Raw genomic sequence first — 19291 nt, 5'->3', positions numbered from 1 at the left:
GATAACCTAACATGTACTACTTTTATTACCCTTAGATAACAATGTAGATACTGTTTATACAAAAAATTAATGCAGCACAGAACAGACTGCATTACTCAAGTACATTAAAATCTGAAGGAATCCATCAATCGTTTACCGATTTCATAAGCAACTCGGCTCGTTACAGCATTGCCTGCCATTTTATATAATTGGGAATCGCTTATCCCATATCCTTTGAGTGTATAAAACCAATCGTCCGGAAAAGACTGCAGTCGAAAACATTCAAGAGGTGTCAGTTTGCGAATACGATAACCATCATAGATTCCATGTTTGTCCTGTGCTGTTAGCGTAAAAGATGGTTCCCCTGGCTCCTTAAATCGACGTCCGTTCTGCCTTTTCTCTTCGCGGTCAGGTGTTAATACAGCCATGGGTTCAATGACCCCTGTTCGAGCTTGATTGGCTCCTAATCCTTTGAAATAACTTGCATCTAAACAAGCTGCTTCTCCTGCTTCGTTGACACCTGTCTTTTGTGATACATTAACTAAAATTTTGTTACCTTCACCCTTATTCGTTGTAAGTGTCGGCGCTAGTCCGTTTGCTGCAATTACTTGGCCATTCATACCTCTTCTGCTTGGATTTACATTTCCAGCGATCATGACCCTAGAAGCTATTGTTTTAGAGTCTTTAGCAGGCTTGTTGTTTTCTCCTCTGAAAGGAAATATTTTTCGTCCACTTGATCCTCTAAGACTTGCGACACTGAAGACTCGTTCTCTGTTTTGTGGCACATAGGCCGAGCTGTTAAGCACATACCACTCCCCCACGTACCCCAACTCATCCAACGTTCCGATGATAGTCTCGAACGTTCTCCCTTTGTCATGACTGAGGAGTCCTATGACGTTTTCAAGGCATATAAATTCAGGTTTGAGAATAGATGCGAACCTGATGATCTCAAAGAATACTGTCCCTCTAATAGCGTCGTTAAATCCTTCACGCTTTCCAGCAATGGAGAAAGCCTGGCAAGGAAATCCCGCAACCAACATAAGCACTCCACATCCTTTCGTTTGGATCATGTAAGATTTTAAAACTCTCGGGAGTAGGTTGTTTTTTGGGAGATCCGCACGTTAGGCAGATTGTGTAATACTTTTTTTAGGATGAGCTTCATGCTGCGTGAATGTTAGGCATGTTTCGCATTTTGTATCACATTCCGCATATCCCACACATTTCATTCCAGCCTGCATAAGTCCAAATCCCATTCTAATGCCGGTATCTGATGTTCTCTCGTTAAGAACAAAACGTTGATACGCCCAAAAGGGATGAACGACCTCGTACGTCCTTCGGTTTACTTCATTCCATCTAAGTCGGTTTGCTTCCAACTCTTCTGTGTACACCACTGCGTATAAGCGTATAGCTGAAATTCCGCTTAGCTCCTGTTGGACTTGTTAAATCAATCAAATTGTAGGTTTAGCGGACGTGTTTCTCTGGCAAAAGATAGAGCGATAATAAATAGCGGTTCCACCACACTCTTCTTCCTGTTAGCTTAACATCAGCAGGCAAAAGAAAAAACCTCCCCGCAGCACCCTGCAGAGAGGTTCCCTCTAATAGAATATCTTCTCATCCCGCTTATCCTTAAGTATTTCCACCGCTTCCCGGAACCGCAGAGAGTGTATAATCTCCCGCTCCCGCAAATACTTCAAGCTATCCTGCAGATCCACATCATCCGTAAGATCAATTAGCCACTGATACGTCGCCCTAGCCTTCTCCTCCGCCGCTATGTCCTCATATAGATCCGCAATTGGATCACCTTTGGCCTGAATGTACGTAGCCGTAAAGGGTACGCCGCCTGCATTCTCATAAAACAAAGCGCTGTCATGAGCCACATAATGAGCACCTAGACCTGCAGCCTTAAGCTGTTCTGGCGTTGCATCTTTTGTCAGCTTGTAAATCATGGTCGCAATCATCTCAAGGTGTGCAAATTCGTTGGTACATAGTAATTAACAGTGATGATTTTCCTATACACAGTAAGGCTTTTCGATTTCGAATAATTTTGTTTAATATCGAAAAAATCTTCACCTCCACTAGTCAAAAAAATTATTTTCAACCAAAAAGCATCATCTTTCGCATAATTAGCAATAGCATTGAAGGTTTTAACAGCCTTCTTCGGTGGATCCAGTCGCTGCAAACCACTCACGCTTTAACGGCAGCCATTGTTGGAATGGAGCCTACCAGACACTACTGACTTAATCTATCCAAAGGGCTCTCAAATCGTCAGTTTGAAGTTGTTCTAGTCAATCCACATCTCGTGAAAAAGAATAATGAAAACCGCGACAATTCCCATCCAAGAGTGACAAAAAGGATGCTCTCGTCATTGCAGACATGGTCAAAAACGGCTACTACTCTTTCACCCGGCATTTGAATAACTACGTGTCTTTCTCTCAAACCGTGACTCTGTCGTAACGAGACTCGTTAGTGCGAAGAACCAAATTCACCGCTGGGTCGACGTTGTTTTTCCTGAGTTACGACAAGTTTTTAAAAACATCATGTGTATCGGTTCATTGGCGACACTTCGTCTTTTCCCAACGCCCGAAGAATTGTGTAAATTACAGCCTCAAGATATCTTACGGGGCTGGAAAACGCTTATGAAACGGCATTCTGGTGATCGAAAAGCTCGAGCTCTTATCTCATTGGCTAGCAGATCTGTGGGTTCTGAGCAAGCCACACATGCCTACAAGCTCCACTTGAAGCAGCTGCTCGATGAGTACGATCTTGCTTGCCTGCATTTACAAACGGTAGAAACGGAGATTATCGCCGTTCATTTTGTTCGTGCAAAATGCCTGTTGCCTGTTTGTCATCCCAAACCAGCGTAAATGGCTGCGGCGCTTCGTTTTCATTGAATAGGACTACAATAACCTGTTTGCCGGAAGAACTTAGAAACGCAACATTAGACACACTGGCTGCCGACCCGTAGCTGGATGCAATAATATGCGATCCCGGACAAACAAATCGACCGAAGTGCCCGTTAATTTAATTTCAGGTGTATAGTTTCTCCAGGAGGCTGAAAACAAGTTCTGTACGTTAATTGGTTGTCGTTGTTTTTTTAATTCAGAGCAACTTCATATTGAACTCAGGGATTATGTTCACTGGTTCAACCATTTGTTTATTATAGTAAGTCAATAAGGAACTAATATCATCTAGTCTAAGACTTCCTTACTTCCCCCTCAATATGAAGACTTATATACTATTCTTTTACAGCCCCAACAACAATTCCTTTAACAAAGAACCTTTGAAAAAATGGATAAATAAGAAGAATAGGTAGCATTCCAATAAAAATTTGCGCTGATTTGACCGTTCTTTGGGATATATTAGCCAAGTCCTCAGCTTTCACTGATATTTTACTGAAATCTTGCTGGACAATGACCGTTTGTAAATAAGTAGCAAGTGGATAGTTTTCTGGTTTGGTCATATATATTAATCCATCAAACCATGAATTCCAATGCCCAACCATAGTAAATAGTATGAGAGTTGCAAGCGACGGTAACGAAATAGGCAAGTATACACGTAGCAAGATCGTTATGTGATTGGCACCATCGATCAGCGAAGCTTCTTCTAGTTCCTTCGGTATAATTCGAAAGAAGTTCAACATCAGAATAATATTATAAACACCTACGATTCCGGGTAGAATTAACGCCCATATCGTATTAAACAAATGTAACTTCTGAACCAGGATGTATGTTGGCACTAAACCACCGCTAAATAGCATTGTAAACACTAGTGCCCAAGCGAATACGGTTCTACCTTTAAATACGTTGCTTTCTTTAGAGAGCGGATAAGCGGTTAAAATAGTAATAGCCATGCCGATGGCCGTGCCCAGAACTGTTCGTTTAATCGTAGTCCATATTGCATTGACAAATTGTTCGTTACCTATCGTCTTAACGTAGGCATCTACATTAAAATCTACCGGCCATAGGCCGACAATATTGGCATTTGCTGCGGCGCGTCCGCTAAAAGAAACTGCTAGAATATGGATCAATGGAATGATACACAATAATGCGACTAAAATTAAAAACACATTGTTTCCGATTGTAAATATAGAATATCCACGCTTTACCTTATTCATATCGTTGCCCCCTGCTAAAAGATCCGGTAATTCGCAAATTTATAAGCTAATCTGTACGAAATAATAATGAGAATCATAGCGACAATAGATTTGAATAATCCAACCGCTGTACCAAAGCTGTAATCACCATTAATGATAGACATGCGATATACATACGTATCGATAATATCGCCCTTGTCATATACTAACGGATTATACAAGTTAAATATCTGGTCGAACCCTGCATTTAGAACATTACCTAGCGCGAGGGTCCCCATTACAATGATGATAGGGAGTATGCCGGGGATTGTCACATGAACGGTCTGTTTCCAACGATTAGCCCCGTCCATGACAGAAGCTTCGTACAGTGTAGGACTAATACCTGCTAATGAGGCCAAAAATACAATTGTTGAAAACCCGAATTCTTTCCATACATCACTCACGATAACCGTAATCCGGAATGAAGTGCCATCTCCTAGGAAAAAGAATGGTTCAATTCCAAAAACACCTTCTATGAATCGGTTCAGGAGTCCCCCATTGGGAGATAAAATGTCTAGTAATACCCCCCCCAATAATACCCAGGAGAGAAAGTGCGGAAAATAAACCAAGGTTTGAACTGTTTTTTTAAGTTTCGTATTTCGAACTTCATTTAACAGGAGTGCGAACGTAACAGGAACAATTAATCCAAAGACTATCTTCAAACTTGCAATCACCAGCGTATTCCAGATGACCTGTTTAGATTCATCATATTGGAATATAGTATGAAAATGCTTAAACCCAACCCATGGTGATTCTATAAAACCCAACCAAGGTTTAAAGTCCTGAAAAGCCATGATAGCACCAGCCATCGGGAGATAGTAAAAAATGAAAGCACTTATTATTCCCGGTATGATCATCAGATAAAGCTGATAATTCCGCTTGTACAATGAACGATTTCCCATTTAAAAACTCCTTTTCTCTGTTTGTACAAACATTATAACAAGCGAGAAATAGATGTTTATAGGGCACAAATCTCATCTCAAATGGTAGGATTTTAATGACCTGAAGATTTTGTTTTTTGATCTCGGTATTCTTGAGGCGTTACTCCATAATGCCTCTTGAATATCTTAATCATATATTGAGGGTTCTGATAACCTAGCTGATCTGTAATCTCATAAACTTTATCATTGGTCCCTAGGAGCAGTTGTTTAGCACGTTCGAGCTTCAAGTGGATAATATGATCTGATATATTCTCGCCTGTTTCCGTTTTATATATCTTTGATAAATAAGCCGGATGCAGCGACATCTGATCCGCAATCAACCCTACTGTCAGCTCCTGCAGGGGTAATGCATGAATAATCCGGTGAACGGAAGCCACGATGGATTCGTTATTCTCCTGCGTTTTTTCCTCGAAATGCTTTCGAACTTGCTGAAAGACAATGGACGTCCATCTCTCCAAATCATATATTTGATTGAAACTACTTACATGATGGAAGCCTTGCTGTTCATTTCCAAACACTTCATAAAGGACTAAACCATTATTATGAAGCATATGGATAATCGCGCTCGAGATAGCTAGGGCAGCTTCATGTAAATGCTCTTTTGGAGAATTTTGTAATTGCTTAATTTCATTAAAAACTTGTTCTAGTTTTTCATCAATGAGATCCCATTTGCCCGCCTCAAGAAGCTGGGATAATAGGGGAGGCTCGTATAAGCCGTCTAATGCTTTCACCCAGGAGTTTTTTTTCACATCATATATGGTCATGAAGATTTCGTCCTGAACAGATGCATGTTGCCTCAGAAGAGCAATACACTTCTTATACAAAGGTCCGATTCCATTGGCAAACTCAACCCATTCACCCACGATCAAAGAGATATGACCTTTTAAATAAATCTGCACATTATGTTGAATCTCTATCGTTAGTTTCTCAAGTAAGGTGATCTTGGCAGGTCCAGAGATTCGAGGTGACTGGTCTTTCTCTTTCATTTGCACAAGGAACACCAGATTTTCATGAATATCTTTGCAATACCACATAAGTAACTCCGGTTTTATTAATTCTTCTACTATGTTTACTACGGCATATTCCAGAATGGTTCGATCTGAGTCTAGAAAGTTGCCGAATGGCTCTTCCAACCGAATGATGAACATAGAGCATTCGTGTAGCGGATCAAAGGACAATTTACAAAAACTCAGCTTCGCCAGAAGTTCTTCATGTGTATATTTCCTACCTCGGAGCATTTCTTTTAACAGACTTGCCCGAATTATTGGTAAGTTTTCTTTTATCTGACGCTGTAGGTGTTGGGTTGAAACGATCTTTTCGCCTTCTTCCTTAATAAGGGAAACCGCCTTTTGAACAGCTTGAATAAATTGATCGATCCGTATTGGCTTCATCAAATATTCGATCACCTTCAGTTCAATAGCTTTGATGGCATATTCGAATTCTGCATAGCCTGATAGCAGAATGCATCTAATCCTTGGCCATTTAATCGAAATTTCTTGTATTAATGCCAACCCATTTTTTGGGGGCATTCGAATATCTGTTATTACAATATCGATGGAGTGGTTTAAAAGTATATCGATGCCTTCATCTACAGAATAAGCCAAGTATAGATTGGATATTTCAAGCGCTTTCCAGTCTATAGTCTCTTCCAAGCTTTCAATTAGATGGATCTCATCATCAACTAGCAATACACTATACATAGCGATCAACTCCTCTATATACGCCATCAACCTCTAACTTACACGGATTCAGCACTTTTCCATTGTAAGATAACGGTTAATCCGCTTTCCTTATTGGTTCTCAGTAAAATACCGGAGTCTTCCCCGAACTTGTATCTCAGACGATTGTGAACGTTCCACAATCCACAACTTATATTGTCTAAATCCCTTGTTTGCAACTGCTTCAATAGTTGTCCAATTGCCTTCTCTTCCATTCCGACACCGTTATCCGTTACTTCTATTCGATAGTAATTCTCCTCTTTAATTCCCCTAATATGAATGGTGCCGTATCCCGCTTTTCCTTCAAGACCATGAATAAGAGCATTCTCGACAATAGGCTGAATACACAAACGAGGGATGACTTGGGACTGAAGAACTTCATCCATTTCGATCTCATAATAAATTCGACTAGCACGCATCGATTGAATCTCTAGATAATTTTCAACTAGATCCATCTCTTCCCTTACTGTTACCATTTGATTTTCCACACGTGTCATATAACGATAGTAATCGCCCAGATTATACGTCATTCTTTCCGCAGCATCCAATTGCTTCATACGTATCGCACTGTTGATATATTCCAGTGAATTATAAAGGAAATGAGGGTTGATCTGAGATTGAAGTTGCTTCATATTCGCATCTCTCGTCTGAATTTGTTCAACATATACCTTTTCGATTAATTCTTGAATTTGAACTGCCATTTCATTAAAACGAATATATAGATAACCGAACTCATTATTAGAGCCGGTTTGAATGCGTGTTGAAAAATCTCCCGATTTTAATTTCCCTACTGCGGAAACCAGTTTCCTTATCGGTATTTGAACGTAGCGATATAACATTAATAATGCAAAGATACTCGTGATAACAACGAATCCGATAGAAGCATAAAATAAATAACTGCTCCTCTCAATCGGCTTGAAGATAGTGTCCAGAGACACGTAATCAATGAGATACCAGTCTGTTTCCTGTAGCTTTACATAAAGAAATAAATAAGCTTTTCCGTCTATGTTCACTTGGCGATAGCCGGATTCACCAGTAGAGTTTTCATCAAATAAACGCAATACCGATGAGATCAAAGCCCCTTGGGCCGTTCGGTTCGGTATGATCTTCTTCTGATTCGTGTATAGAAATGGATCTCCATTGTTCGCCTTCTTAAAGCTATTCAACATTTCAACTATATTGCTTTCCTCAAAACTAACCGCGATTACAAGACCATTCGTATCGGGCAATACAAAATGCTTTATAAAACGTTTTTCTTTCATTTGCCCGTATTCCCATAGGTAAGGGGTCCAAGAAAAGGATAAATTCTTTTCTATATCCTTTAAATTGTATTGATGGGCATATCTCATCGTACTAATAATTTGTTTATTTGAAAAATATAGCGTGAAGTCATTACTCCAATTGCTGGCAGCTTTATTTATTAATAATCGCTCGCGTATTTCCTGATTGGTTATTAGAAATTCATATAAATCAGAATCGTCCATCAAAGAGAAGGTGTTGACCACCGAGTCCCGACTTATAATCGACACAGACTGATCTATTTGCTTCATCATTGTATCCATTTGAGTACGAAGGAACGATAATCGATTCAAATTTGATGTTTTTATTTCATGCTTGATCACAGTCAAGCTCATGTAATTTGAATATGCATATAAGAGGACAATCAGCGTAACCAACAGTGATATGCTCCATAACGTCTTCGTATAAATGCTTTTCTTTTTGAAAAACATATGCCATCAACCTACTTTCAGCCTTCTGATCCTTGACATTAGCTGAGTAAAAGACCTAATCAGATTGATACTGATTAGGTCTTGAAACCCTTCATACTATTTTTTTATAGATTTGTACCATTCATTCACTTCGTTCGTGATATCATCTCCACCGCCGGACTTCCATTCCTCTACGAATTTATCGAAGTCATCCAATGGGGATTTACCCAAAACAATTTTAGCGATTACCTCCTGCTCCATCTTATCCAGAAACTGTTTCTTGCTCTTCATTGTAGTTGTTGGGCTACCCGTGAACATATCCGCGATCCGATACTTATTCTGATCGGTCGTAATAGTCGCTGCTTCCCTATCAACGTTAACACTGGTTGCCAATTGTTTCTCAAAAACCGTTATTGGTTCAAGTCCATCGGACAATTTCTTCATTGTATCGTAGGCTTTGAATGGGATATCTGGAGCATTTCTCGTCAACGCATACTTCGAAGGATCCAGTTTACCTCCAGGAATATCCTTATCATCATAGCTAACGCTTCCGTCCGGCTTAATAACAAAGTCATATCCTTCATACCAACCATTCTTGAAGTACTTCTCATCCCCATACTGAAAACCATAAAGCGCATCTAGATAACGGAAGAACGCATCCATATGTTTGAAATTTTTGTTGAAGACAAAATATCCAACGGTTAAGCCTTCACCCGTACGTCCGATTTCACCATTAGGTCCTGAAACTATTGGGTATGGCTTTAATACTGCACTTGGTACATTCTTGAGGACATCTGGATTCGGCCAACCAACCATCCACGCTGGCCCGAAGATGATTCCTTCATTGCCGGCTGTAAACCTCTCAGCAGCTTTGCCTGAATCATTGATCATAAAATCTTTATCCACATAGCCTTTATCCGTCCATTCCTTTAACTTGCCAAGAGCGGCCTTCGTCTCCGGAACAATGGACCCATATTGCAATTTGCCTTCCGAATTCTCATACCATCTGAATGGCAATCCATGAGAACCTAAAGCGCCCCAGAGAAAGCTTGAATCAGCAATCCAAGATGCTATGCTACTTCCGATAGCAAGTGCAACCGTATCTTTCTTGTTATTCCCATCGGGATCTTTATTCACGAAGGCGTCCATTAATTGCTCAAGCTCCGCCAATGTCGTTGGTGCTTTCATCTGAAGCTTGTCAAGCCAATCTTGTCTGATCCACATGACGGGATCTGAACCGTTACCGCCAGAGAATACAGGAAGACCGTATCTTTTACCATCTTTCATAGCTGAATAAAACGATTCAGGAAATTGTTTATAAAGCGCTTTTAGCCGATCTGATGCAAACTGATCAATCGCTTCATCGATGGACAGGAATTTGCCAGAATCAACAAGATCCGTTAACAGTGTACCATTAACCATCATTACATCAGGAAGCTCTTCATTCGCGGAAAGTGACAATCTAATCTTCTGGGAAAATTGGTCGGATCCACCAGGAGTTGTCCATGGATGATTAATTATAATACCCAATTCATCTTTTGCCCATCTTGTGTGCACATTATCGTTAATCGTTTCCCCATCACGAAACTTGATTTCATTGCCAACTTCACGAACATAATTAATAGTAACAGGTGGATTAAATTTCCCATCTTTAAACTCAGACTTCTCTGCAGCTTGCTCGCTATTATTACTTGAACAACCGTATAACGGAATAGCCGTTAATGAAAAGAGAAGCATGAACAAGATCAAACGCTTGATTTTCTTAGATTGCATTGATGTAATCTCCCCCGTACTAATAAGATATTTTACAATCTCAATTTATCATTGTGTAGTATTTAGATGGAATGATAAAATTTTAAAATCTAATGGTACTAATTTGTAGGATAGTCACCTGTTTGAAGATGCCTGCGACACGTTTAGTTTGATTCATGAACGAATCCCTCCCAGAACACCAAATAAAAATGTACATTGATCGGCGTTTATATAGAGGTACTCTTACTCCAGATTTAAGGTTTCTTCCCCATTTTCCCATTTTATTACAAGGGTAACGGGAATATTGGATACCGCAGTGATCACCGGCTTCTCCTTCGAAGACGTTCGCTTCTCACAGCGGAGCTCCAGGAGACCGTCGTTTCCGAAGGGGTATCTGGAGATGCCATGGGCATCGAGAAGCCTTACATCCCATTCTAGGGTAGCACTGGGCACATCCGGCTTCAGGCCAAAGACATATTCGAAAAGGATAGCGATTGGCGAAAGCCCTGACCATCCGACGAAATCCGACTTGGCCGGGTTGCCGGGAGTCGCTTTCTCCGGAGAATAGTTTTCCCAGAGGGTTTCTGTGCTCTCATAAACCTTCAAGACATTGTCCAAATGCTTCATGGCAATCTCATGAGCCAAGGCGTCATACCCGTTTTCATGAAGGCCTTTCAGCACCATGTAGTTGGTCGGCGCCCAAACTCCGCCTCTCCAGTAGCCGCCGTCCTCTTCGTACTCAGGATGATCGGCGGAAAGCGTTGGAATCGGATGGGGACGTTTAAACTCGTTTTCGTTGCCCAAATGGGAGATGAACCTGTCCTTTTGATCCTCCGGGACGATATCGGCGAGCAAAGCCCAGTAAGACCCGATGGTCTTGACATGGTTCAGCTCCCCGCTTTTCCAGAGATCGTAGTAAAAAGCACTGTCGTGATCCCACAGATTACGGTTCACAAAATCCGTAAGTATAACGATCTCCTCCTCGAAATCCCGCATTTCCTGTCTTCTATCGATAACGTCGCTCATCTTCACGAGCAATTTAGCGCTTAGAATCTGCTGCAAGCAGGCATCCACCCAGACCATGTGCCCATGGGAAAAGGAATGATCGTATTTCTTTTCCAATCGGGGGGTGTTGTCCATGCCGCATCCCCAGCCAGATGACCAATAGCTTCCATCAGTCCAGGTTCTGAATTCCTTCAGCCATAAGTGATAAGCGGCCAATACCGGAAACACCTTTTCCAAGCGTTCCTTGTCCTTGTAATTCAAATAATATTCCCACTCCGTTAAAGGTAGTATGTTCGGTCCCGTGCTGACCACGTCAAAGCGGTGAAACCGGTCCTTGCCGTCTACCTCGTTGATCTCCCTGCAGATAAAACCGTCCCCGTGCTGCTTGGCATAAAGGTTGTTCAGGGTCTTTTGAAAATCAAAGGCATGCTTTCCATATCTTGCAAAGAGCAAGATAAAACAGGAATCCCACATGAACAGACAATCGTTAAAGGCGGTGTCAATGTAGTTCGTAACGAAACCGTTCTTCCTCGTCGGCTTTCTCAGGTTTTTAAAAGCCAGTTCCCATGCTTTCCAATAGCAAGAAATGGCATTTTCATAGCCTTCCCAAAACGGTCTCGGCAAATCCCCCTTCACATCTTCGAAAATCGGCAGATCTTCCTTTTCTGCCGCCATCTGCAAAAAGACATTTTCTTTTACGAACCGGTTATCCACATACATATCCAAATAGCTCATTACTTCAAACCTCCCGATTAATTAATTCTTTTTTTCTTCTTGAACATAAGTCCTTCCGTTTGCATAGTATAAGGATAATGTTAATTAACTGTAATATCTCGCATAAAAACATTTATATATAAAATTATTCTGTTAAATAGGAAAAATAAAAATAAAAAAGTACTGGTATACGAAGTTGTCGTTGGTGAGTTTTAACATACGAAGCACTGCTTGGGTAATATCCATCGCGATGATGAAAAGCGTTTCACCCTTAAAATCGAATTTGATGCAGGAAAATAACGGAATCGCCGATGTTTTCTGAACTACTTTCGCGCAAAGCAATAGTGCATCGAGAAGTTTATCCTTCTCAATCTGAAAAGCCGTTTTTCCCGTCGCGATTACCTCAAGTTGTTTCTCCTTCGTTGCTGTCATTCTAGTTTCCTCTCTGTTTTTTGGCACAAAAAAAGACCGACGGTACTTCCGCCGGTACAGCCACTTGCTATTCATGTAATGTCTTAAAGAACTGTTAGATTTTTGCGCGATATGGTTCCCCCCCCGAACTCATAAAGCAGAATTACGCGAGTCGTGCTCCTTTTGTTTCCATTCAATCCATTTTTCTCCAGGCACTTGGCGTGAAGCCTGTGTATTTCTTAAAGGTCTTGATAAAATAGCTGACATTATCGAAGCCGGTCTGGAGGGCAATGTCTAGAACGGATAAATCGGTATACTTCAACAGGTTGGCGGCCATCCGCGTCCGATGTCGGTTGACGTACGTCACCGGGGTTTCCCCCGATATCTGCTTGAAAATTTTATAAAAATGATCCACGCTGATCCCCGCTACTCCAGCAAGATCTTCTATCGAAATGTGGCTATAATAATGTTCCTGTATGTACGCAATGGATTTTTGAAACCGTTCAAGCTTTGCACTGGGTATGACTGCCTGCTCGTTATGGGCTAGAAATGCTTTGTTCGCAATGATTTCCGCTACGATGGAGAATAAGCAGGATTTGATTTTCCATTCGTAACCGAAGGGCTGTTGCCGGTACATCTCGACGATGCTAACCATTTCGGATATCACCTTCGCTTGCCAGCCGGATTCGTTTGGAATATAAGAGGGGAATTTATACTGTCCGCAAAGAAAGGGATCGAGATACTTGCTTTGACAGGCGTCTTGCTCATGACTGCTCAGCATATCCAGTTTGAAGATGATTCCGTACATTTGGCAATTCTCCTGATTCACGCAATAACCGCTATGGATCTCGTTTCCGTTGATTATGACAGCATCTCCCGTACGGACATGGATGAGATTGGTATCGATCTCCATCATGATACTTCCCTCGGTCACATAGATTAATTCATATTCGGAATGGTAATGACAGTACACAAGCCTGTCCGAATCATTCACCACATTCCGGGAGTCGTTGTAGGAGATCCGCACCGGAAAATCAGGCGTTTCCGTCGGCCCTTCGAAAACCAGTGCATTATTTTTTTTCATTTTTTCCTCTTTTAACAGAATAGTATTATTCATGTTCAATAGCATTGCATTAATGTTGTCTGAATATTCACAACTTTCTGTTTAATCAAAACTTGCACATAAAAAAATTCTTTACAATACATATGGTAGGTGACCCTGTCCATAATCCACTGAAAAGGATCATCTCATGGACAAGCATAAGCTATTTTCTTCGTTTGGTAAATGGGAAGCGCCAATATGTACGAGAACATTCACAGATCGAGCGTCTGAAACCCAGCAAGGTAAATACGCGAAGAAGCTAACAACAGCGGCATATTTAAAACTGTGTTTACATACGCAGCGCCAAGCGTATCCGCTGTGGTTGATAAAGCGATAAACCGCATTTTTCCCGGGGTAATTTGTGCCCCTTTGGCTTTCGAGCAGACGAAACCAATTCTTTTGCTGGAACAGCAGCACAAATATGATTCGGAACAACGACGCACAGATGAAGCCGATATCTTAAATTATAGACCTGTAAGTGAAATTTCAGTTTCAAGCTTTTTTATTCTTGAGAACTTGATATAGCTTTGCATTAGATACTCCGGTCTGCTCTGTTATTTCTTTTGTCGTATATCTCCGACTTTCATACAGAAGCAACGCCATTTCAACTTTGCTCTTATCCAACGGCGGTCTTCCTCCTTTTCTACCTCGAGCCCTAGCAGCTTGTAAGCTGGCCTGGGTTCATTCTCGAATTGTCTCTGCCTCCATTTCAGCTAAACCAGCCATAATAGCGAAAAAAAGCTTACCAGCTGGTGTGCTTGTATCTACTCCTAGGGTGATGATCCAGACTGACTCCTCTTTCTTTAAGGTCATGCGAAAGCTCGATTAACTGCTTTGTCGTCCGACCAAGTCGATCTAATTTCCAGATAAGGATCGAGAAAGCTTGAAATGTTTATCATTTGCCAACACCATCTTTACTAATCATTATGTCCCACTTGGAGCATTTGATATAGGGAATGAGTATCCGGTTATTGATAAGAAGATAGAACTGCAAGTTCCTGCATTTACTGATTCTGGTTCTAATCCTGTTATTAATGTGCACGGCATATTAAATCGTGCATCAGGTAAAGAACACGGTTTTACATAGATATTCAGAAACGGTATTATTGAGCAGGGTAGTGCCAACGTATTCATGATAGATGAAAGGAAAACCAATCCATCGGTGGAGTTGTTACTATCTTATACTGCCCAACAGCTAACTACTAATCTAGATAGGCATCTACGTAATTATAGAGTCATGGAAATGCAAGATCCTTTCTATTCAATTGTAAACTGATCGGAGTACGTGGAGTGCAAGCAGATTCGAGTTCCTACTCTTTTCGTTTATCGGAGTATGAAATAGATGATGATTTCATTCAATTGCCAGAGTTGTGGATAGATCCTGTTTCAAACGTAGACTCTACTGCTATACTAAGATCATTACTTCGTACACTATGGAATGCATTTAATTTAGAGGGTAAATAACTCAATAAAATATATTCATAGAGCAGCTGAAACAAAAAAAAGTTTCTGACTGCTTTTTTTATTTGAAAATATTTTATTTTTCCAGTCCATCCCACCGGATAAAGTTTTTAAATTATTAGTAAAGTTGATTGTATGGAACTGGGATCAACCTGTGACCGGAAAAATAACGAAAATGGATCCCAGAACGTAATCAGTTCACTTGGAGTATAGAGGAGAAGTAATAAAAGTTCATTTCTCCTTGATATAATGGAAGTGACAAACCCTCTCTAATAAGTCAGGGCTTCAAATAATTGTGTTCAACTACAGCACCTGTACATACAGGTATACATATGTACAGCTGTATGTACAGGTAAAGGTAGTTGTTGTAATTTCATAAAAAAAGTAGCGATTAATTCATAGAATTTTGCCCAGCTTGGTCACTCCGAACCCTCCATAACAACAATCATCAAGCCCATCTAGGTCGGCTCCATAATAACCAAGTGGGCCATTTATCGAATTTCCTATTGCAATAAAGTCAGATTAAAAACATCATTAAGTAAATATAACAAAAAACCTCCCCGCAGCACCCTGCAGAGAGGTTCACCTCTAATAAAATATCTTCTCATCCCGCTTTTCCTTAAGGATCTCCACCGCTTCACGAAACCGCAGTGAATGTATAATCTCCCGCTCCCGCAGAAACTTCAAACTATCCTGCAAATCCACGTCATCCGTCAAGTCAATCAGCCACTGATACGTCGCCCTAGCCTTCTCCTCCGCTGCTATGTCCTCATATAGATCCGCAATTGGATCGCCTTTCGCTTGAATATAGGTAGCCGTAAAGGGTACGCCGCCTGCATTCTCATAAAACAAGGCGCTGTCATGAGCCACATAATGAGCACCAAGTCCAGCAGCCTTTAACTGCTCAGGCGTAGCATCTTTTGTCAATTTATATATCATTGTAGCAATCATTTCCAAGTGGGCAAATTCTTCAGTGCCTATATCTGTTAGCAATCCAATGACTTTATCCGGAATCGTGTACCTCTGGTTTAAATACCGAAGCGCTGCTGCAAGCTCACCGTCAGCACCGCCATATTGCTCCATTAGAAACTTAGCCATCATTGGATCGCATTTGCTTACGCGAACGGGATATTGCAGTTTTTTCTCATAAACCCACATGTACGGTGCCTCCTCTAGTTTTCCTACTGGCTCTATCCACTATTTATACCTGCCATGGCCATGGCGTATCATTCCATGACCAAGGGTTCGTGGAGAAGCTTTGGCCAAAATGTTTTAAAGGCCCGTACTTCGATTCATACTGCTGTACAATAGGCAATCTTAGCTGTGCGAACTGATTGTATTGATGTATGGCATTTGAATCTGTAGGATGAGTATCCAAATATAAATTCAGCTCCACGAGTACAAAATCTACCGCCTGCAAATCATGCAGCAGCTTGTAATACTCTTCATCAAGTATGATTGCCACCGTTAATCACCTTCTTCCTGTCTGTCGTTTTTCGGATCATATGGGCTATACAAAATGGGCCAGAGTGTACCATATCTCAATGCTTCATGAGGTGAAAACTGAGGTAAATTGGGCGGTTGAAAGGTAATAAATAATTGAGGCGGCGTGCTGAAGCTTTTTACTTTTATAGGCGGGCAGGGATCTAAAGGGCTAATAAACGGCTTATAATAACGCACCTGATTATTCACGCAGATGTCTCCTCTCGGTATGCTCTTCAAAAAAGTATATGTATAAGGACTTGGTCATCATGACTAACCATTCATTGAATGACGCTGTACCGGTACAGTCTTTGCATTTCTACATTGTTCTCTAGCTCTTTCTCGTTTAGGATGTGATAAAGGCAATAAAATAAAGAAGCTCAAAACGATGTTTGAGCCATAGAGGTGAATCGTTATGGAACCGTTGACGAGAGAAGAAATAAAAGCTTATTTAAGCAGGCTCGGCATCTCAGAAATTCAGGAGCCGACCAAGGCATTTCTATTTGAGCTTCATAGAGCCCATGTAAGAGTTTTTTCTTGGCAAACCATTGATGTTTTTGCAGGTAAACCCGCAGGAATTCAACTCAATCAATCCGTCCCGCTCCTTATCCATGGCAGAAGCGGATATTGTTTTCATTTAAATGGCGCATTTAGCCAGCTTCTGCGTTCATTAGGCTACAAGGTTTCATTCCACCGGGCAGGTGTACAGCCACTAGGTGCCGAGCCTCGTATCAACTCGTTTCACCTTGGACTAACCGCTCACTTGTTGAACGAAAACAACGAAGAAGAACAATGGATTATTGATGTTGGATTAGGCGATATGCCTTTTGAGCCGCTGCCACTTCTTGTTGGAACGTATAACCAAAACCCTTTTATTTATAAAGTAACAGAATCTCTTGTTGTTCCAAAGGGATGGCGCTTAGAGCATGATCCATCTGCGTCATTTGTTGGCGTGGATTATGATGCTGCCGTTTTGGCGGATATGACAGAGTTTGAGCCCAAGCATGAGCATTACAGCCGCTCCGCAGAATCTCCATGGATCAATATGTTTTTAATTAGAAACAGACATGCTGGCGGAAGTAATGAAATCCGAGGCTGCATTTGGAATGAACGAGGAACTGACGGTGTGAGGCAGACGGAATTAGTGAGTCAATCCCAGTGGCTCGAGGTGTTGGGTGAGGTTTTTGAAGAGAAACTCGTCAACTACAGCCGTCAAGAGAGGGATGAACTATGGAAAAGAATACAGCTTGCTCATGAACAATGGAAAATAGCAAAAGCCTCATCATCATAACAAAAAAGGCTTTACTATCTCCTTATAGATGTCCTAATCAAATAAACCTCAGAGAAGTCTGAGGTTCATTTGACTATAAGAGGTATAAGAACTCCAACCGCTAAGCTTCCGCCGTACCGAATCTTTTGGCGTTTCTTGCGCGGGCACGCTCGATTTCGACATCTCGATCACGCGGCTCAGCTTGGGTAACTAGCGTGTCGAGCAATTTCTGGGCTGCCGCAGCCACCTCTTGTATCGCAACATTGAATGCTTCTTCATTGGCTTTCGATGGTGACTGATATCCCGATAGCTTTCGAACAAACTGGAGTGAAGCGGCAGCTACTTCCTCTTCTGTTGCCGGTGGATCGAAGTTAAATAACGTTTTAATATTTCGGCACATCACGCTCTTCCTTTCCACATTTTATTTTGCCTGACATCTCTAGTTGCAAGCAAATACAAGCCTTTTAACTTCGATAATAGCTTTTCTAAAGAAACATTTCAAGGGATAACAACTACCAAGCATTTGTCATAACTATCGGTTTTATCTCCCCGTCAGCAATAATCATTTTATCTATACAGAGCATACGATTACCCGCTTCAGGGTCACCAATAATACGGCGATGATAAACAATGAGCCATTCATCACTCTCAGGCAAATGAAGGAACCCATGATGTCCTGGCCCTTCCGCAATAGGCTCTTGTCGCTCAAGCACGATACCCTTATTCTCGAATGGACCCAATGGATTCTCACTCACGCCATACGCAACACAATAAGAACCGTTAACCCAGTCTCCTTGCGACCACATGAGGTAATAAAGTCCATCCTTCTTTATCATACAAGGTCCTTCAACATAACCATCAGGCGTAATGGAGAGAAAGGTTTCACCATTTTCAAGTGGAATGAACCCCGTCATGTCATCATTCATTTTCGCTACATTGCAATGACGCCAGCCGCCATAATATAAATAGATCGTTCCATCATCATCCTTGAACAAATGAGCATCAATCGGCTGAGCGGAATGAATGAATCGATCAATGAGCGGTTTTCCCAAATATCCTCTGAATGGTCCTTCAGGACGGTCTGATACGGCTATCTCTAAACCGCCGATTTCATCGTTGCTTTGAATATCGTTTGTTGCAAAAACCAAATAATATTTTCCTCGTTTCTGGGTAATCGTAGGTGCCCAAACCGCTCTCCACATCCATGGAAAGTCTGACATTTCAATAATGCTCTCATGCTTCTCCCAATGGATCAGATCGCTTGAGCTGAACGCATCCAAATTCAATTGCTTCGTATATTCCGTAATGGACCTGGTCGCATAAATCCAATGCTTGCCTTCATACGTTCTCGCTTCAGGATCAGCATACCAGCCTGGGACTATCGGATTATTAATACCTTTCATCGAAAAACAGCTCCTTGTTCGTGTTGTAGTACCGATATTGTAAAATATTGCAGACCCTATGTCTCTATCATAAATTCAACTTTCTTATCCACTTTTATGACATTAATCATTTTCATCATTTTAATAGCCGATTAGCTAAAAAGAAAAAAAGGGTCGTTCCAACAGTAGTAAAACTACTAACGGAACAACCCTTCCTATTCTTATAAATACGT

The 19291-nt window shown here is 41.2% G+C and carries 18 protein-coding genes and 2 pseudogenes; 3 read left to right on the top strand and 17 right to left on the bottom strand.

Features of this window, described 5'->3' with window-relative positions; translation table 11 throughout:
* Positions 1–104: 104 nt before the first annotated feature.
* The 3 genes and pseudogenes from dcm to MHH56_RS11135 form a co-directional block, all read right to left on the bottom strand.
* Positions 105–1049 carry a DNA (cytosine-5-)-methyltransferase gene (dcm, locus tag MHH56_RS11145; protein WP_339208261.1) on the bottom strand — a complete coding sequence of 315 codons (945 nt, stop codon included), beginning with the start codon at positions 1047–1049 and terminating at the stop codon, positions 105–107.
* 51 nt (positions 1050–1100) lie between these two features.
* Positions 1101–1367 (bottom strand): hypothetical protein, encoded by a 267-nt coding sequence (locus tag MHH56_RS11140; protein WP_339208260.1) that lies wholly within the window; start codon positions 1365–1367, stop codon positions 1101–1103.
* 207 nt (positions 1368–1574) lie between these two features.
* Positions 1575–1955: pseudogene (locus MHH56_RS11135) on the bottom strand (manganese catalase family protein); the annotation flags it as partial.
* A gap of 131 nt (positions 1956–2086) precedes the next feature.
* On the opposite strand from MHH56_RS11135, the pseudogene MHH56_RS11130 reads away from it, so the two are divergent.
* Positions 2087–2780 (top strand): annotated as a pseudogene (locus MHH56_RS11130) (transposase); the annotation flags it as partial.
* A 434-nt stretch (positions 2781–3214) separates the two neighbouring features.
* Here MHH56_RS11130 and MHH56_RS11125 read toward each other — a convergent pair.
* From MHH56_RS11125 to MHH56_RS11085, 9 genes are all read right to left on the bottom strand, one after another.
* Complete coding sequence (locus MHH56_RS11125; RefSeq protein ID WP_339208258.1) at positions 3215–4093, bottom strand: carbohydrate ABC transporter permease; 879 nt, start codon at positions 4091–4093, stop codon at positions 3215–3217.
* 14 nt (positions 4094–4107) lie between these two features.
* Positions 4108–5013: an ABC transporter permease subunit gene (locus tag MHH56_RS11120; RefSeq protein ID WP_339208257.1), complete on the bottom strand. Its 906-nt coding sequence runs from the start codon at positions 5011–5013 to the stop codon at positions 4108–4110.
* A 92-nt stretch (positions 5014–5105) separates the two neighbouring features.
* Positions 5106–6752, bottom strand: coding sequence for a helix-turn-helix domain-containing protein (locus tag MHH56_RS11115; protein WP_339208256.1), 1647 nt, complete (start codon positions 6750–6752; stop codon positions 5106–5108).
* A 38-nt stretch (positions 6753–6790) separates the two neighbouring features.
* Positions 6791–8332 (bottom strand): histidine kinase, encoded by a 1542-nt coding sequence (locus MHH56_RS11110; RefSeq protein WP_339208255.1) that lies wholly within the window; start codon positions 8330–8332, stop codon positions 6791–6793.
* 264 nt (positions 8333–8596) lie between these two features.
* Positions 8597–10252 carry an extracellular solute-binding protein gene (locus tag MHH56_RS11105; protein WP_339208253.1) on the bottom strand — a complete coding sequence of 552 codons (1656 nt, stop codon included), beginning with the start codon at positions 10250–10252 and terminating at the stop codon, positions 8597–8599.
* Positions 10253–10474: 222 nt separating this feature from the next.
* Positions 10475–11971 carry a trehalase family glycosidase gene (locus tag MHH56_RS11100; protein WP_339208252.1) on the bottom strand — a complete coding sequence of 499 codons (1497 nt, stop codon included), beginning with the start codon at positions 11969–11971 and terminating at the stop codon, positions 10475–10477.
* Positions 11972–12103: 132 nt separating this feature from the next.
* Complete coding sequence (locus MHH56_RS11095; RefSeq protein ID WP_339208251.1) at positions 12104–12382, bottom strand: hypothetical protein; 279 nt, start codon at positions 12380–12382, stop codon at positions 12104–12106.
* Positions 12383–12554: 172 nt separating this feature from the next.
* On the bottom strand, positions 12555–13445 hold the full coding sequence (locus MHH56_RS11090) for an AraC family transcriptional regulator (protein ID WP_339208250.1): 891 nt from the start codon (positions 13443–13445) through the stop codon (positions 12555–12557).
* A 510-nt stretch (positions 13446–13955) separates the two neighbouring features.
* The gene (locus MHH56_RS11085) at positions 13956–14087 is read right to left on the bottom strand and encodes a hypothetical protein (protein WP_339208248.1); all 132 of its coding nucleotides are present in this window, start codon (positions 14085–14087) and stop codon (positions 13956–13958) included.
* A gap of 259 nt (positions 14088–14346) precedes the next feature.
* Here MHH56_RS11085 and MHH56_RS11080 point away from each other — a divergent pair, with 259 nt between their 5' ends.
* Entirely contained in the window at positions 14347–14550 is a 204-nt protein-coding gene (locus MHH56_RS11080) for a hypothetical protein (protein WP_339208246.1), read from the top strand.
* Positions 14551–15512: 962 nt separating this feature from the next.
* Here MHH56_RS11080 and MHH56_RS11075 read toward each other — a convergent pair.
* The 3 genes from MHH56_RS11075 to MHH56_RS11065 are packed head-to-tail and all read right to left on the bottom strand — an operon-like array spanning position 15513 to position 16616.
* Entirely contained in the window at positions 15513–16082 is a 570-nt protein-coding gene (locus tag MHH56_RS11075) for a manganese catalase family protein (protein WP_339208245.1), read from the bottom strand.
* A gap of 43 nt (positions 16083–16125) precedes the next feature.
* A complete protein-coding gene (locus tag MHH56_RS11070; protein ID WP_144376813.1) occupies positions 16126–16389 on the bottom strand; it encodes a spore coat protein CotJB in 264 nt (87 codons plus the stop codon).
* A gap of 2 nt (positions 16390–16391) precedes the next feature.
* Positions 16392–16616 (bottom strand): spore coat associated protein CotJA, encoded by a 225-nt coding sequence (locus MHH56_RS11065; protein ID WP_339208243.1) that lies wholly within the window; start codon positions 16614–16616, stop codon positions 16392–16394.
* Positions 16617–16821: 205 nt separating this feature from the next.
* Between MHH56_RS11065 and MHH56_RS11060 the strand changes: the two genes are divergently transcribed.
* Positions 16822–17697, top strand: coding sequence for an arylamine N-acetyltransferase (locus tag MHH56_RS11060; protein ID WP_339208241.1), 876 nt, complete (start codon positions 16822–16824; stop codon positions 17695–17697).
* Positions 17698–17797: 100 nt separating this feature from the next.
* Here the strand turns inward: MHH56_RS11060 and MHH56_RS11055 are convergent, their stop codons facing one another.
* A complete protein-coding gene (locus MHH56_RS11055; protein WP_339208240.1) occupies positions 17798–18076 on the bottom strand; it encodes a DUF2277 domain-containing protein in 279 nt (92 codons plus the stop codon).
* Positions 18077–18188: 112 nt separating this feature from the next.
* Positions 18189–19079: a glycoside hydrolase family 43 protein gene (locus tag MHH56_RS11050; RefSeq protein ID WP_339208239.1), complete on the bottom strand. Its 891-nt coding sequence runs from the start codon at positions 19077–19079 to the stop codon at positions 18189–18191.
* Between the last annotated feature and the right edge of the window lie 212 nt (positions 19080–19291).

The sequence above is a fragment of the Paenibacillus sp. FSL K6-3182 genome (assembly GCF_037976325.1).
Taxonomy (GTDB): domain Bacteria; phylum Bacillota; class Bacilli; order Paenibacillales; family Paenibacillaceae; genus Pristimantibacillus.
This window is presented reverse-complemented; position numbering and strand designations above follow the sequence as displayed.